Below are 15,815 nucleotides of genomic sequence, written 5' to 3' on the forward strand. Positions count from 1 at the left end.
ATCTTTCCTGATATTGGGGATCCCATGCCACTCGTTTCCATGCGCCAGCTGCTGGACCACGCCGCCGAAAACAACTACGGCATTCCGGCATTCAACGTGAACAACCTGGAACAGGTTCAGGCCGTGATGGCCGCGGCCGACGAAGTCGGTGCGCCGGTGATCCTGCAGGCCTCGGCCGGTGCCCGCAAGTACGCTGGCGAGTCCTTCATCAAGCACCTGATCCAGGCAGCGGTCGAGGCCTACCCGCACATCCCGCTGGTGATGCACCAGGACCATGGCACCAGCCCGAAGGTGTGCGAAGGCGCGATCAACCTGGGCTTCGGCTCGGTGATGATGGACGGCTCGCTGATGGAAGACGGCAAGACGCCGTCGAGCTTCGACTACAACGTGGACGTCACCCGCAAGGTGGTGGAGATGGCTCACAAGGTCGGTGTGACCGTGGAAGGCGAGCTGGGGTGCCTGGGCAACCTCGAAACCGGTGACGCCGGCGAGGAAGACGGCATCGGCGCCGTCGGCAAGCTGGACCACAGCCAGATGCTGACCGACCCGGAAGAGGCCGCCACCTTCGTGAAGGCCACCCAGCTCGACGCCCTGGCCATCGCCATCGGCACCAGCCACGGCGCCTACAAGTTCTCGCGCAAGCCCACGGGCGACATCCTCGCCATCAGCCGCGTCAAGGAAATCCACGCCCGCATCCCCAACACCCATCTGGTGATGCACGGTTCGTCGTCGGTGCCGCAGGAGCTGCTGGCCATCATCAACCAGTACGGCGGCCAGATGAAGGAAACCTACGGCGTGCCCGTCGAGGAAATCCAGGAAGCCATCAAGTTCGGCGTGCGCAAGATCAACATCGACACCGACATCCGTCTGGCGATGACCGGTGCCGTGCGCAAGTTCCTGTTCGAGAACCCGGACAAGTTCGACGCCCGCGAATGGCTCAAGCCTGCCCGCGAGGCCGCCAAGCAGGTGTGCAAGCAGCGCTACATGGAGTTCGGCTGCGAAGGCCAGGCCGGCAAGATCAAGCCCATCGGCCTGAGCGAAATCGCCTCGCTGTACGCGGCAGGCAAGCTGGCCCAGATCGTGGCCTGATCGCCACCGCTCCGTGCCGGCCGAAGGGCCGGCCATCAGGCCGACAGGGCGCAGGCGCTGTCGGCCTTTTTCATGCTTGCCCCGGTCACCGTGCGGGGTGCCCCGCCGCGCTCGCCCTCGGCGGGGCCGCTGTGCTACAACCGCGATGGAGGTCTGTGCCTTGCACCAGCATGAGCAGGATCCCACACACACAAAACGAGGAGAGGCGTCATGAAGATCGACGTCCGCGCACGCAACCACGTCACGGAAATCGGGCGGGGTGAGCGTGTGCTGGTGCTGGCGCACGGCTTCGGCTGTGACCAGCGCATCTGGCGCTTCGTGGCCGCGGACCTGGCCCGCGACCATCGCATCGTGCTGTTCGATTACGTGGGCAGCGGGCGCTCCGACCTGCGCGCCTGGACCCCGCAGCGCTACGGCAGCCTGCAAGGCTACAAGCTCGACATGATCGAGGTGCTGGAGGCCTTGCGACATGAGCAGGTCGTGCTGATCGGGCACTCCATCAGTGGCTCGATCGGTGCGCTGGCCAGCATCGCCCGGCCGGAGCTCTTCGAGCGCCTCATCATGGTCGGCCCCAGCCCGTGCTTCATCAACGACGGGGACTATGTGGGGGGCTTCGAGCGGCAGGACGTCATGGACATGCTGGATCTCATGGACCGCAACATGGTGGGTTGGGCCGACATGCTGGCCCCGCTCGTGGTCAAGACGACCGTGTGGCCCGAGCGCGTGGCAGAGATGCGCGAGAACCTGTGTGCTGGCGACCCGGCCATCGTGCGGCGATTCGCCGAGGTGGTGTTCACCTCCGACATCCGCCAGCATCTGCCGGACATTCCGGTGCCGGTGCTGATCATGCAGTGTGCCGACGATGCCGTCGCCCCGCTGTCGGTGGGCGATTACCTCCAGCGACACATCCCGCGCGCGCGGCTCAACCGCATGGCAGCCACCGGGCACTGCCCGCATCTGAGCCATCCTGACGAGACCATCGCGCTGATTCGGGATGAGCTGCGCCGGCCGAGAAGGGCGGCCAGGCCATGAAAGACCCGTCGGGCGCCGGAGTCGAGCGCGGGGACATGCTGCCGTGCGGGCTGGTGCGCCTGGATCGGGACGGGGTGGTTCAGGCCGCCAACGTCACACTGGCCCGCTGGCTGGGTGTGGCGCAGCCGGACGAGCTGCACGGCCGCGGTGTGACGACGCTGTATCCGCAGGCAGGGCGCCTGATGTGGCACACCTATGTGCAACCGATGCTGGCCGCGCAGGGCGAGGTGGAAGAGGTCTCGATGCTGCTGCAGCGAAGGGATGGCACGGTGGTCGACGTGCTGCTCAACGCGCGGCGGGACGAGGTCGACGGCGGCGTGCTGGTGGTGTTCATGCGCATCAAGGAGCGCCGCCGGCTCGAGTACCAGCTGCTGGCCATCAAGCGGGTGGCCGAAGAGGCGCCGGGCATGCTGTTCCAGCTGCGTCGGTCCCCGCAGCCCGAGCTCGGCCTCGCCTTCACGTACGTGACGGAAGGGGTGCGTCCGCTTTTTGGCGTGACGCCGGCCCAGGCCCTGGCCGATGCCCGCGCATTGTGGGATGCGGTGCATCCCGAGGATCTGGCCCAGCTGATGGAAGCAGTGGCGCAGTCGGCGGCGTCGATGCGGCCCTGGCGCCTGGAGTACCGGGTGATGCTCGACGGGCACGAGCAGTGGCGTGAGACGCACGCCTCGCCGCATGGCGAGCCGGACGGCACCGTGCTGTGGCACGGCTACGCGCAGGACATCACCGGTCGGCGGGAAATGGAGCACCACCACCATGAGCGCGAAGCGGCCGAGCGCGCCAGCCAGGCCAAGAGCGCCTTTCTGGCCCGCATGAGCCACGAGCTGCGCACGCCGCTCAACGGCATTCTCGGTTTTGCGCGGCTCATGCGCACCCAGGGTGCCCCGCTGGATGCCGACCAGCGCCGCAAGCTCGGCTACATCGAGGCTGCCGGAGACAGCCTGCTGCACCTGGTCAACGAGGTGCTCGAACTCTCGCGCATTGAAGCCGGCCACACTAGCATCCATGTGCAGCCCACCCAGGTGGATCCGGTGGTGCGCCAGGCAATGCGGCTGGTCGAGCCCCTGGCGGTCTCGCGCCATGTGGGGATCGTGCCGCCCGTGCAGCAGGGCTGGTGGGCCATGGCCGATGACAACCGGCTCCTGCAGGTGCTGCTCAACCTGCTGTCCAACGCGATCAAGTACGGCCCGCGGGGCGGGGCGGTCACGGTGGACCTGCGCAGCGAGGGCGGGCGCGTCGTGATCGCCGTGCAGGACGAGGGCCCCGGCCTGAGCGAGGCGCAGCAGACGCAGCTGTTCCAGCCCTTCAACCGACTGGGGGCGGAGCGCACGGGCGTGGAAGGCGTCGGCCTGGGCCTGGTGATCACGCGGGGGCTGGTCGAGCTGATGGGCGGTGAACTGCAGTTGCGGTCGCGCCCCGGGCTGGGCGCGTGCTTTCAGGTCACGTTGCAGCCGGTGCCCGGCGCCGAGGACGAGCCGCAGGGGCACGACCCCTGGACACCGACGGGGGCGGGGGCGCTGGATGCGCTGGAGCCCGCTCCTGGCCACACCGAGGCAACGGTGCCGCCGGCGCCCGATCGCGTGCGCGAGGTGCTGTACGTCGAGGACAACCGGGTCAACGCCATCCTGATGGCCTCCGTCTTCGAGGACCGGCCCGACTTCCATCTCACGGTGGCCGAGACCGGCGCCGAGGCGCTGGAGAGGGCGCGCACGCTGCAACCCGATGCGCTGCTGCTCGACATGCACCTGCCGGACATGGACGGGCTGGCGCTGCTGGCCGCCTTGCGCCGCCTGCCGCACCTGGCGCGGGTGCCGGCGGCCGTGGTGTCGGCCGATGCCATGCCGGCCGACATCGAGCGGGCTCTGGCGGCCGGCTTTGCCGCCTACTGGACCAAACCCCTCGACATCGGCCGCCTGATGGCCGAATTGACCGTGCTGGTGGCCGGGGCGCCGGCGCGCGGGGATGCACCGCCGGCGGCCTGAGGCGCCGGCGAGGGCAACAGACGGCACAATGGCGGTTTGACGTCCGGGCTGCGAGCCGGCCCGCTGCGAACCTTTCTGGCGCCCTTTCCATGACTTCTGCCCTGCACACCTCCGCCATCACCTCGCTGCCGCTGCTGGCCCGCGGCAAGGTCCGCGACAACTACGCCGTCGGCAACGACCGCATCCTGATGGTGGCCTCCGACCGCATCAGCGCGTTCGACGTGATCATGGGCGAGCCGATTCCGGGCAAGGGCGCGCTGCTGACGAAGATGGCGTTGTTCTGGTTCGACCTGCTCAAGGACGTGGCCCCGAACCACCTGACTGGCGAAGACCCGCTGAGCGTCGTGACCCCTGCGGAGCGCCCGCAGGTGGAAGGCCGCGCCATGCTGGTCAAGAAGCTCAAGCCCCTGCCTGTGGAGGCCGTGGTGCGCGGCTACCTGGCCGGCAGCGGCTGGAAGGAATACCAGGACAACGGCGAGGTGTGCGGCGTGAAGCTGCCTGCTGGCCTGAAGAACGCGAGCAAGCTGCCCGAGCCCATCTTCACCCCCGCCACCAAGGCCGAGGTCGGTGAGCACGACGAGAACATCTCGTTCGAGAAGATGAGCGAGATCATTGGCGCCGAGATGGCCGAGAAGGTGCGTGCGCTGGCGCTGAAGCTCTACAAGACGGCGGCCGATTACGCGCTGACCAAGGGCATCATCATTGCCGACACCAAGTTCGAGTTCGGCCTGGATGAAAACGGCACGCTGACGGTGATGGACGAGGTGCTGACGCCGGATTCCTCGCGCTTCTGGCCGGCCGAGGGCTATGTGGAAGGGCGCAACCCGCCGAGCTTCGACAAGCAGTTCCTGCGCGACTGGCTGGAGCAGGCCACCGTGAACGGACAGCTGTGGGACAAGACCGCGCCGTCGCCCGCGCTGCCGCAGGACGTGATCGAAAAGACCGCGGCGAAGTACCAGGAAGCGCTGACGCGCCTGATGGGCGCGTGATCGCCCCGACGCGACCGCTCTGCGGAGCGGCATGAAAAAAGCGCCCCGCGGGGCGCTTTTTGCTGAGTGCCGCGGCCAGGGCCGCGACCCCACGGCCGTCTTCAGGCCTGCTTGCGGCGGGCGACAAAGCCGGCCACACCCAGGCCGGCCAGGGCCAGAGCCAGGGCTTCAGGTTCCGGCACCGGAGCGGCGCCGATCGTGACCTGGTACTGGCCGCCGGTCTTGCCCGTCGACAGGCCAGCCAGCGTCAGGGTGTAGGTGCCGCCGAGCAGACCGTCGAAGGTGAAGCTGCTCAGCTCCGTGGCCGAGCCGGTCTTGACGATGTTGTAGCCGTCACCCTTCAGGGTCACCTGAGTGAGTTCGAGGTACTTGCCGCCGCGCGTGTTCAGCGTGTAGCCGTAGTCCACATCGGCCATGCCGCCGATCGTGAAGACGAAGCTGTCTTCGAAGGCGCGACCTTCCGGGTGGGTGATCACCGAGGACGTCCAGCCGGCGGTGCCGAAGGTCTCGAGGGGGGCATTGATCGTGAACGTCTTGACGTCGGGCGTGGCGAAAGCCGAGGTCGACACGAAGGCCGCAAGGGCGAGAGGCAGGAGCTTGCTGTACATCTTGGTGGTCCCTGAAAACGGAAGGGGGTGCGAGCGGTTGCCCGCCTTACAACTTGTGACCTGATTGTCGGGGTTGCCCGGTGTCCCAGCATCCCTCATTCCGGTGGTGTTTCCCGGGTGTTCCACCGTGCCGTTGCTCATCCTGAAAAATCAGGGGGCCTCATCAGGCGCCTGGGCCGCGGCGGCGGCAGCCAGGGCTGCTGCGGCCGCTGCCGCAGCAGCCTCGGCCACATCCGGCGGGGCGGCCCAGCTTCGCAGTGCCAGGGCGGCATCGTCCAGGCCGATGCGGGCCAACGACGAGAACAATGCCAGCCCAACGTCGGACTCCTCGGTCGCGATCTCGCCGAGCACGGCCTGCGCACCGCGCAGCGATTCCGCCTGCTCCTTGCGGTTCAGTTTGTCGGCCTTGGTCAGCAGCACCAGGAGCCTGACTTCGCCGGTGCGCACCCGGGGCGCCACGAAGTCGAGCAGTTGCCGGTCGAGTTCGGTGAAGCCATGCCGCGAGTCCACCATCTGCACCACCGCCGTCAGGTTGCGGCGAAGTTCCAGGTACTGGGCCATCACTTCCTGCCAGCGCAGCTTGGCCGTGCGGTCGACCGCCGCGTAGCCGTAGCCCGGCAGGTCGGCCCACACCTGATCGGGGGCGGTCTTGGGTCCGACCTGGAACAGGTTGATGTGCTGGGTGCGCCCCGGCGTCTTGGAGGCAAAGGCCAGTTGGCGTTGCTGGGCCAGCGTGTTCACGGCCGTGGACTTGCCGGCATTCGAGCGGCCGACAAAGGCCACCTCGGGCAACTCGGATGTGGGCAGCTGGTGCAACTGCGCCGCGGTGGTGAAGAAGCGCGCCGTGTGCGCCCAGGCCAGCGCCTCACGGGCCTCGGGAGACCACTCGGGCGCGGCCACCTTGCGCGGGGCATGGCGGGCTCGACCAGGTGACGGCGTGACCGGCCGCGCGGGCTTCACATCGGACTTTGAACGGGTTGGCTTGGGTTGGCTCATGGGTCATTGTAAAATCCCTCGGTTTACCTGCATCAAATTGACGCCGATTACTTGTCGAACACGCGCTTCTTGACGTCCTTCAGGCTTCGGAAGTGCGCCGCGCGGCCACTACACTCTGCGTTCACCCAGCAGCCCCAACAAGCAACACACAGCCCCTACGCCATGAAGCGCTTCTCGAACCTGATTGCCCTTGCCTCGGTGGCCCTGTCCCTGTCCGGTCTGGCCCATGGCGCAGAGACCAAAGCCGCCAAGCCCGATCTGGCCGCGGGTGAAGCCAAGGCCACGGCCGTGTGCTCGGCCTGTCACGCCATCGACGGTTCGCGCGGGCTGTCGGCCAACCCCATCCTGCAGGGGCAGCACGCCGATTACCTGGTGAAGCAGCTGATGGAGTTCAAGGAAGGCAAGCGCAAGAACGCCGTGATGAACGGCATGGCCGCCCCGCTGACGCCGGAAGACATGCGCAACCTCGCGGCTTTCTACGCCAGCAAGAAGGCCCCCGTGGGCACCGCCAAGAACAAGGATCTGGTGGCCACCGGCGAACGCATCTACCGCGGTGGCATCGCCAAGAAGGGCGTGCCGGCCTGCGCGGGCTGCCACAGCCCGAATGGCGTGGGCATCCCGTCGCAGTACCCCCGCCTGGGTGGCCAGCACGCTGACTACGTGAAGGCCCAGTTGGTCGCTTTCCGTCAGGGTGAGCGCACCAACAACGCCCAGATGACGGCGATCTCCGCCAACCTGAGCGACAAGGAAATCGAGGCCCTGGCCGACTACGTGGCCGGCCTGCGCTGACCGCCGGTGAGCCGGTTTGCTCGGCACCCCGGGAACGCACCCGGGGGCTGAATCAACAAGGCGGGAGGCCCCTTTCGGGGCACCCGCCTTTTTTGCTGGCCGCCGTGGTTCGCGCCGCGGCGGTCTCATGACATGAGTGCCCTCCCGACCTCCGCGCCTTCTGCCCCCCCGATCCGTCCGCCGCGCACCTCCTGGCAGCGCGAGGCGCTGGAGTTGCTGGCCTCGATGCGCTTTGCCATCGCCCTGCTGACGGTGATCTGCATCGCCTCGGCCATAGGCACGGTGGTCAAGCAGGGCGAGCCACTGGTCAACTACGTCGACCAGTTCGGGCCATTCTGGGCGGATGTGTTCGGCTCGCTGGGGCTGTACCACGTCTACAGCTCGGTCTGGTTTCTGGTGATCCTGGCGTTTCTGGTGGTCTCCACCAGCCTGTGCATTGCCCGCAATACCCCGAAGATCCTGACCGACTGGCGCACGCACAAGGAACATGTGCGGGCCAGCGCGCTGAAGGCCTTCCATCACCGTGCCGAGGGGCATCTGCCCCAGCCGCTGGCGCAGACGCAGGACCAGGTCGCCCGGCTGCTGGCGAGCCAGGGCTGGTCCGTCAAGACGCAGGTGCGCACCGACGGGGCCGAGCAGGGCGTGATGTTCGGGGCGCGCCTGGGGGCGGCCAACAAGCTGGGCTACATCGCGGCCCACAGCGCCATCGTGCTGGTGTGCCTGGGCGGCCTGTTCGACGGCGACCTGATCATCAAGGTGCAGGCGTGGGCCAACAAGCTGCAGCCCTTCCAGGGACGGATCGAGTCCGACCGCGGGCGACTGTCGGTGGACAACCCGGCCTACCGGGGGCAGCTCTTCGTGCCCGAGGGTCAGCGCAGCAGCGCGGCGGTGGTCAACCTGCCCGATGGCATGCTCGTGCAGCCGCTGCCCTTCGAGGTCGAGCTCAAGCGCTTCAAGGTGGACTACTACGACACGGGCATGCCCAAGCGCTTTGCCAGCGACATCGTGATCCACGATGCGCGCACGAAGACGAGCAAGCCGTTCACGGTCGAGGTGAACCACCCGGTGGTGTACGACGGCGTGACGATCTTCCAGTCGAGCTTCGAAGACGGGGGCTCGCAGCTGAAGTTGAAGGCGCGCGGGCTGGGCGGCGGGCCCGAGCCGGAGCGCGTGCTGGATGCGCGCGTGAATGGCGAGGCCTTCTCCATTCCGAATGCGTGGTGGGTGAGCCAGGGCGGGGGCGCCGGCGTCGGTGACGTGCGCCTGGAGGTGACCGAGCTGCGTGTGATCAACGTGGAAGACCTGAGTGCGGCCCGGCAGGGCCCGGTGGCGGAGGCCGAGGAGGCCGACGCAGCCGCTTCGGCCGCGGGTGGCAAGGATGTGCGGGGCGTGAATCTGAGCGGCATCACGCAGCACCTGGGCTCGGGCGCGCGTGGGGCAAAAGCCAAGCAGCTGACCAACATCGGCCCCTCGGTCAGCTACAAGCTGCGCGATGCGGCGGGCCAGGCGCGCGAGTTCCAGAACTACATGGCGCCGGTCACGCTGGACGGCCAGGCCGTGTTCCTTCTGGGCGTGCGGGACACGCCGGCGGAGGCCTTCCGGTTCCTGCGGGTGCCGGCCGATGACCAGATGTCGATCGAGGGCTGGGTGCGGCTGCGTCGCCACCTGAGCCAGCCGGCCCTGCGTGCGGAGGCGGCTCGCCGCTTCGGCCGCATGGCCGCTCCGGCCAGTCGCACTGACCTGCAAGACCAGCTGGCCGACTCGGCGCGGCGTGCGCTGGAGTTGTTTGCCGGGGCGACGTCGCCGAAGGCGGCGGCTGCAGCCACGACGGGGGCGGCGGCATCCGCGCCGTCTGCACCAGCACCGGGGGCCGGGGCCCTGATGGGCACGGATGCGCCGCCGCAAGGCGGGCTGCAGGCGCTGCAGGACTTCATCACGGCCGTGGTGCCCGAGCCGGACCGCCCGCGCACGGCCGAGACGCTGATGCGCATCCTCAACGGGGCGCTGTTCGAGTTGGCCAACGTGGGCCGTGAGCAGGCCGGGCTGGCGCCGTTGCGCCCGGATTCGCCGGCCGCGCTGGCCTTCATGACGCAGTCGGTGCTGTCGCTGTCGGATGCCGTGTTCTACCCGGCGCCGGTCGTCTTCACGCTCGATGGCTTCGAGCAGAAGCAGGCCAGCGTCTTCCAGGTGACGCGCACGCCGGGTCGCAATGTGGTCTATCTGGGTTGCGTGTTGCTGATCGTCGGCGTCTTTGCCATGCTCTACATCCGCGAGCGTCGCCTGTGGGTGTGGCTGCAGGACGATGGCCAGGGCGGCAGCGCCGTGCGCCTGGCCCTGTCGTCGACGCGCCAGACGCTGGACACCGACCGAGAATTCGACCGCCTGCGCGACGCCCTGCTGGGCCCGACGCCGGCCGCATCCACCGGCGCCCCCGACGCCCGTGCCTGATCCGAGGAGTACGACGAGATGAACACCACCACTTCCACCGCACTGCCTGGCGCGCCGGCAGCGCGTCGCCCTTTGACCGACTGGCTGTTTGCCCTCGTCGTCATGGCCGTGGCCGGGTGGGCCTGGCAGACGCACGGTGCAGCCATGGACGGCTATGAGAAAGCCATTCTGGCCGGGGCCGTGCCCAGCCTGATCGCGCTGGGCTGGTTCTGGAAGCCGCTGCGGCTGCTGCTGGTGGGCTGCGGCCTGGCCACCTGGGCCGCGATGGCGCTGTACCTGCGTACGACCGACGCGCACGGCGCCGACCTGGCGCAGGCCGACAACGTGTTCCTGCTGAAGTACTTCCTGTCGAGCCAGAGCGCCATTCTGTGGATGAGCGTGCTGTTCTTCCTGAGCACGGTCTTCTACTGGCTGGGCGTGGTCAGCAAGGGGGACACCGCGACCCGGCTGGGCTCGCGCTTTGCCTGGGCCGGGGTCTTCATGGCCCTCACCGGCACGCTGGTGCGCTGGTTCGAGAGCCACCAGATCGCGCCGGACATCGGCCACATCCCGGTCAGCAACCTCTACGAGGTGTTCGTGCTGTTCGCGTGGCTGACCACCGCTTACTGGCTGTACTACGAAGACCGATTCGCGAAGATGGGCCAGGCACTCGGTTCGCTGGGCGCCTTCGTGATGCTGGTGGTGAGTGCCGCGGTGGGTTTTCTGCTGTGGTACGCCGTGGTGCGCGGCGCGAGCGAAATCCAGCCCCTGGTGCCCGCCCTGCAGAGCTGGTGGATGAAGCTGCACGTGCCGGCCAACTTCGTGGGCTATGGCACCTTCGCGCTGGCGGCCATGGTGGCGTTTGCGTACCTGGTGAAGCACCACGCGGGTGAGACGCGCTGGTGGAAGCTGGCGCCGCTGTGGCTGATGGGCGTGGTGCTGTGTTTCGAGCCGGTGGTGTTTCGCGCCAAGCCGGGCGTCGAAGGCGGGCTGAGTGCCTACTGGGCGGTGTACTTCGGCATTTCGGCGCTGATCGTGGCCGCCATCGTGGCCGCCCGCAAGCCGATTGCCGCGCGCATGCCGGCCTTCGACGTGCTGGATGACGTGATGTACAAGGCGATTGCCGTGGGCTTCGCCTTCTTCACGATCGCCACCATCCTGGGCGCCTTCTGGGCGGCCGAGGCCTGGGGCGGCTACTGGAGCTGGGACCCGAAGGAAACCTGGGCCCTGATCGTGTGGCTGAACTACGCGGCGTGGCTGCACATGCGGCTCATGAAGGGCCTGCGCGGCGCGTTTGCCGCCTGGTGGGCGCTGGCCGGCCTGCTGGTGACGTCGTTTGCCTTCCTGGGCGTCAACATGTTCCTGTCGGGGCTGCACTCGTACGGCGAGCTCTGACATCGGGCCCGGGGGCGTGATGCAGCCGCGTGCCGACATCACCACCTCTGCGCTGCGTGAGCGCCTGGCCCGGGACGCCTGGTTCCGGCATGCGACGCCGGCGCTGCAGGACGGCCTGCTGGCGCTGGGCGCGACCCGACGGTTGCACACCGGAGAGCACCTTTTCTTCCGGGGGGATGCCCCGGACGGGCTGTATGCCGTGCTGGACGGCGCCCTGCGCGTGAGCGGCCTGGGCGAGGACGGCAAGGAAGCGGTGCTGGCGTTGCTGGAGCCGCCTGCTTGGCTGGGGGAGGTCTCGCTGTTCGACCGCCTGCCCCGGACGCACGATGCCGTGGCCGAGGGGCCGACCGAGGTCTGGCACGTGCCGCAGGCACCCCTGCTGGCGCTGCTGACGCGCGAGCCCGGCTGCTGGCGCGACCTGGGCGTGCTGATGGCTACGCGGCTGCGGTTGGCCTTCATCGCCATGGAGGACATGGCGCTGCACCCGGCCGAAGCCCGCCTGGCCCGTCGGCTGGTGTGGCTGTGCGAGGTGGCGGTGGCCCAGCGTCCGGCCGGTGCGGCGGAGGGCGAGGTGGTGCTCCCGCTGCGGCAGAACCGGCTGGCGGCGATGCTGTCGCTGTCGCGCCAGACCACCAACCAGATCCTGCAGGGCCTGCAGGACCGCGGGGTGCTGCGTGTGGCCTACGGTCGCATCACCGTGTGCGACGGAACGGCGCTGCGCGAGGCCGCCGGGCTGTCGAAGGCCGAGCAGGTGGTGCTGTCTCAGTGGCGGGGTGAGGGCGAGCCCGGCCCTGCCGATTCCCCACGGTCTGTCTGAGCGGCGCCCCCTGAGCCGCAGGCCTTTGTCGGCCGTCCGTCCCGGTGCTTTCCCGCGTTTGTCGCGCAGCTGACAGGTCGCCCGGCGGCGGCTTTCCATCATCGCGGTCCCCCTACAAGAATCGAGGAGACCGCCATGCCCTGTCCGCCCCTCTCTGCCGGTCGGCCGTCCCGCCGCCTGTGCGTGCCTGTGCGCTGGTCTGCCGGCCTGGCCCTGCTGGGCGCCGCGGCGGCCGTGCAGGCCGCACCCACGTATCCCAACCAGGAGGTGGTGTGCAGCTTCAACGCCGAGCGCGAACAGCAGCGCCAGGCCTCGGCCGCGCGCTTTGCCCAGCCGGTGGTGCAGCAGATGAAAGTGAACGGGGCGCTGGTGTGGGCGGCTGGCGGTGCGAGCCCCCGGCCCACCCTGCGGCCGGGTGACGTGGTCACGCTGATCGGCGCGGGCTTTGGCGCGGGCACCGACATCGACTTCAGCAAGATCATGATCGGCAACAGCCGGGTGCTGGAGACGGCGCTGCAGATGTACGAGCAGAAGCTCGACATCCTCTCGACGCTGAACTACGAGACGGGCGTCTCGCGCAGCCACTGGCCGCGCGACGTGCTGCACTGGTCGGACACCGAGGTGCAGTTCACCGTGCCCTCGCACGCGAGCAAGGGGCCGCTGAAACTGCAGGTGCAGAAGCGCACCGGCTTCAACGCCTCGCTGACCCGCCCGGGTCAGCCGCACAACGTGATCGATGCGCAGGTCTACCGCATCCCGTCGCCGGCCGACACGAACTGCGACGTGGTCTCGGTGCTGTCGGCCGAGTCCAAGGCGATCACGCCGATCGACGTGGCGGTGCTCAATCCGAGCTTTGCCGACATGCTCAAGCGCGGCCGCGAGATCTTCTGGTCGTACGACTACAACCTGGGCCTGAGCCACAAGTACAAGGGCCTGGAGTGGGATGCCATCGTCAAGGGCCAGGCGACCGACCCGTACACGCGGCTGAAGGCCGACCCGGCGCGGTTGTTCGGGGCGGTGCGCAACGTGGCGGGCCAGGTGCCGGCCGAGTCGATCGACGACGTCTACTTCAAGCCCTACCCGCAGTTCAACCCGACGCCGGGGCTGCTGGCCATCGGCGAGCAACTCAAGGAAGGCCTGACGCGCACCACGGGCTGGGCCGGCTACCGCTATGCCGAGTCGCAGCACCCGTTTCTGGGCAAGGGCGCGTGGATCGGCTTCAACTGCGCCTCGTGCCACGGCTACCAGATCAGCTACCAGAAGGGCGGGAGCACGGTCACCAAGGTGTTCCCCGGCCTGCCGAACCCCGGCTGGACGATGAAGTGGGCGGCGCTGGGCACGGGCACCGGCAAGACGACCTCGAAATTTGCCTACGTGAACGAGGACGAGCATGGCCCGAAGTGGGCCAGTGGCAAGGCCCGCGTCGACAAGACGCCGCTGATGTACCTGATGCCGCCGGGCACGGGGGAGGCCACCATCACGCGCACGGCGGGCGAGGGCGGGCTGTACGACAACGACTACATGTTCAACCCGACGGCCATCCCGAACGTGACCTTCCACCTGCCCATCCGGCGGGCGCTGTCGCACACCGAGTCGTACGTGGGCTTCGAGGGCTCGTATGTGCACGCCGAGGAGCCGGACGGCGCCATGGGGTCGATGGACGCCACGTCATTGAAGGCGCTGACGGCCTACATGTCGACGCTGGATCAGGACGACGACGTGCTGCGCGATGTGGGCATGTACCGGTGGCTCAAGTTCACCGGGCGGCTCGGCGCCCAGACGGGCTCGGGCCTGCTGGGCGAGGGCAGCTTCGTGCAGCAGGGCTGGCGGGCCTATGACGGCGTGAAGGCCGCCGTGGCCCGCGGCAAGGGCAGCTTCGACCAGGCCTGCGCCCGTTGCCATCAGGACCAGCTCGGCGCGCACACCAGCGAGATCATGGTGCCGCTCAACGAGGTGGGGCGCTTCTTTGCGCCGACCGACTTCCAGCGCAAGCAGCAGGCCATCCGCGCGACCTACCTGCGCAACCTGTACTGGGTGAGCTCGCGCGGGCTGCTGTCGGACGGGCACGTGCGCAACCTGGAAGACCTGGTGCACCCGGATCGCTGCGATGCGCAGTCGGCGCTGTACCGCCAGTACTACACGCTGCACACCCCGGTGCGTCCGGCGGCCGGCACGCCGGACCAGCCCCTGGCGGCACCCGACCTGAACCGTCGCGGCGACGTCTTCCGGGTGTACCGCGAGAAGCCGCAGAACCTGCTGGACACCGTGGCGCCGGCGCGCAACCGTTTTGTCGAGCGCCACAAGTACTTCAGCACCGTCGCGTGGGACGCCTCGCACTACTACTGGGACTTTCAGAAGATGCGCGCGCAATACGGCCCCGATGAAATGGGCGCGCCCGGGCCGATCGGCCTGCCTGCCACGCCCCACCCGTGGTGTGCGCCGAACAAGGAGGCCGTCGCCGACCTGGTGCAGTACCTGCTGACGCTGTGACGTGATGCGAAGGGCGATGACGCGCAGAGCCGGGTCGGTTGCGCTGGTGCTGGTGGCCTCGGCGCTCGCGGCCGCGGTGTGGTGGACGGGTGCGCGGCGACAGGGGAACGAGGGCCCGGGGCCTGCCGGCGCCGCGGCGCCGGTGCCCGCGGCCATCCCGGGGGCCGGCGCGCAGACCGGCCGGCGCAGCACCGCAACGGACGACGGTGCCAACGCGCCGGGCCGAAGCACGCTGCCGGTGCCCCCGGATGCGGCGGGCGCGGTGTTGGCGCAGGTGAGCGAAGCCGGGCGCAGGGCTGCGCCCGCGGCACCCCATGCGCAGGCGGCCTCGGTCGCGGCCCGGGCGCTGCAGGCGGCGCCCCCACCACCGGCTGCCCAGGCCGAGGGCGCTCGCATCAGGGTGGCTGGCCGCGTGCTGTCGGTCGAGACCGGCGCCGATGGCCTCGTGGTGCTCGGCATGGCGGCGGGGGAGGGCGAACCCGCGCTGCGTCTGGTCCTGGCGCCCGGCGGGGCGGCCGCGTCGCCGGATCGGCTGCCAGGGCAGATGGCCACGCTGGACTGCCTGCCCCACGGGCGGATCATGGGCGTGCCCGTGATGGTCGATTGCCGTTAGGCGGCTCAAGCTGGCCCGGTGCTTGCATGCGCCAGACACGCGATGGTCCGTTCTCCTATGGCGTGTTTCACGTCTGTGCCGCCGGCTTGTCCGGCGGCTTTTTTTTTTGTGCGTGGCGTGCCGATAAGATGGGATCCCGACACCACGCGAAGCGATTGATCCACCATGCTCCATGTCCTGCGCGACGCCGAGGGCCGCCTGCTGAGCCTGCACCGCGAGCCGGTGCCCGGGGGGGAGGCCCTGCCGCCCGACCATCCCGAGGTGGTCGCCTTTCTGGGGCAGGACCGGGACCAGCAGCGTTTCGCCGCGCTGGATGCCGATCTGGTGCGGGTGCTGGAAGACCTGATCGACGCGCTGATTCGCCGCAACGTCATCAACATCACCGACCTGCCGCCCGAGGCGCAGGCCAAGCTGTTCGATCGCAAGCACTTCCGCGAAGGCATGCAGACGCATGCGCTGTCGCTGTTTGGTGCGCCGGCGCACCAGCCGGGGGAGGCGGGCAGCGGTCACGGCGCGCCGGCGGGTTCAACGTGGGGCGATGGGATCCTCCCGCCCGACTTGCCGCGCTGAACGGCGGCGCCGAACCCG

The 15,815-nt window shown here is 68.9% G+C and carries 13 protein-coding genes; 11 read left to right on the plus strand and 2 right to left on the minus strand.

Going from position 1 to position 15,815, the window contains the following annotated elements; all coding sequences use genetic code 11:
- Positions 1–24: 24 nt before the first annotated feature.
- The 4 genes from fba (at position 25) to DEH84_RS01365 (ending at position 5,092) form a co-directional block, all read left to right on the plus strand.
- Positions 25–1,089 (plus strand): class II fructose-bisphosphate aldolase, encoded by a 1,065-nt coding sequence (gene fba / locus DEH84_RS01350; RefSeq protein ID WP_109034029.1) that lies wholly within the window; start codon positions 25–27, stop codon positions 1,087–1,089.
- Positions 1,090–1,299: 210 nt separating this feature from the next.
- The gene (locus DEH84_RS01355; RefSeq protein ID WP_109034032.1) at positions 1,300–2,121 is read left to right on the plus strand and encodes an alpha/beta fold hydrolase; all 822 of its coding nucleotides are present in this window, start codon (positions 1,300–1,302) and stop codon (positions 2,119–2,121) included.
- The gene (locus tag DEH84_RS01360; RefSeq protein ID WP_109034034.1) at positions 2,118–4,103 is read left to right on the plus strand and encodes a hybrid sensor histidine kinase/response regulator; all 1,986 of its coding nucleotides are present in this window, start codon (positions 2,118–2,120) and stop codon (positions 4,101–4,103) included. The genes DEH84_RS01355 and DEH84_RS01360 overlap by 4 nt, the downstream gene beginning before the upstream one ends.
- Positions 4,104–4,192: 89 nt before the next feature.
- Positions 4,193–5,092, plus strand: coding sequence for a phosphoribosylaminoimidazolesuccinocarboxamide synthase (locus tag DEH84_RS01365; protein ID WP_109034037.1), 900 nt, complete (start codon positions 4,193–4,195; stop codon positions 5,090–5,092).
- A 101-nt stretch (positions 5,093–5,193) separates the two neighbouring features.
- Here the strand turns inward: DEH84_RS01365 and DEH84_RS01370 are convergent, their stop codons facing one another.
- Positions 5,194–5,700 carry an FxDxF family PEP-CTERM protein gene (locus tag DEH84_RS01370; protein ID WP_159098801.1) on the minus strand — a complete coding sequence of 169 codons (507 nt, stop codon included), beginning with the start codon at positions 5,698–5,700 and terminating at the stop codon, positions 5,194–5,196.
- 150 nt (positions 5,701–5,850) lie between these two features.
- A complete protein-coding gene (yihA, locus tag DEH84_RS01375; protein ID WP_109034041.1) occupies positions 5,851–6,696 on the minus strand; it encodes a ribosome biogenesis GTP-binding protein YihA/YsxC in 846 nt (281 codons plus the stop codon).
- Positions 6,697–6,858: 162 nt separating this feature from the next.
- Between yihA and DEH84_RS01380 the strand changes: the two genes are divergently transcribed.
- The 7 genes from DEH84_RS01380 (at position 6,859) to DEH84_RS01410 (ending at position 15,797) form a co-directional block, all read left to right on the plus strand.
- The gene (locus DEH84_RS01380; protein WP_109034043.1) at positions 6,859–7,485 is read left to right on the plus strand and encodes a c-type cytochrome; all 627 of its coding nucleotides are present in this window, start codon (positions 6,859–6,861) and stop codon (positions 7,483–7,485) included.
- 132 nt (positions 7,486–7,617) lie between these two features.
- Positions 7,618–9,933 carry a cytochrome c biogenesis protein ResB gene (locus DEH84_RS01385; protein ID WP_170119667.1) on the plus strand — a complete coding sequence of 772 codons (2,316 nt, stop codon included), beginning with the start codon at positions 7,618–7,620 and terminating at the stop codon, positions 9,931–9,933.
- 18 nt (positions 9,934–9,951) lie between these two features.
- The gene (gene ccsB, locus DEH84_RS01390; RefSeq protein ID WP_109034046.1) at positions 9,952–11,307 is read left to right on the plus strand and encodes a c-type cytochrome biogenesis protein CcsB; all 1,356 of its coding nucleotides are present in this window, start codon (positions 9,952–9,954) and stop codon (positions 11,305–11,307) included.
- Positions 11,308–11,326: 19 nt separating this feature from the next.
- Positions 11,327–12,124 (plus strand): Crp/Fnr family transcriptional regulator, encoded by a 798-nt coding sequence (locus DEH84_RS01395; protein WP_109034049.1) that lies wholly within the window; start codon positions 11,327–11,329, stop codon positions 12,122–12,124.
- Positions 12,125–12,259: 135 nt separating this feature from the next.
- Positions 12,260–14,614: a hypothetical protein gene (locus DEH84_RS01400; protein WP_109034052.1), complete on the plus strand. Its 2,355-nt coding sequence runs from the start codon at positions 12,260–12,262 to the stop codon at positions 14,612–14,614.
- A gap of 16 nt (positions 14,615–14,630) precedes the next feature.
- Complete coding sequence (locus DEH84_RS01405) at positions 14,631–15,227, plus strand: hypothetical protein (RefSeq protein ID WP_109034054.1); 597 nt, start codon at positions 14,631–14,633, stop codon at positions 15,225–15,227.
- 165 nt (positions 15,228–15,392) lie between these two features.
- Positions 15,393–15,797: a hypothetical protein gene (locus DEH84_RS01410; protein ID WP_179950599.1), complete on the plus strand. Its 405-nt coding sequence runs from the start codon at positions 15,393–15,395 to the stop codon at positions 15,795–15,797.
- Positions 15,798–15,815 lie beyond the last annotated feature (18 nt).

This window comes from Aquabacterium olei (assembly GCF_003100395.1).
Classification (GTDB): domain Bacteria; phylum Pseudomonadota; class Gammaproteobacteria; order Burkholderiales; family Burkholderiaceae_C; genus Aquabacterium; species Aquabacterium olei.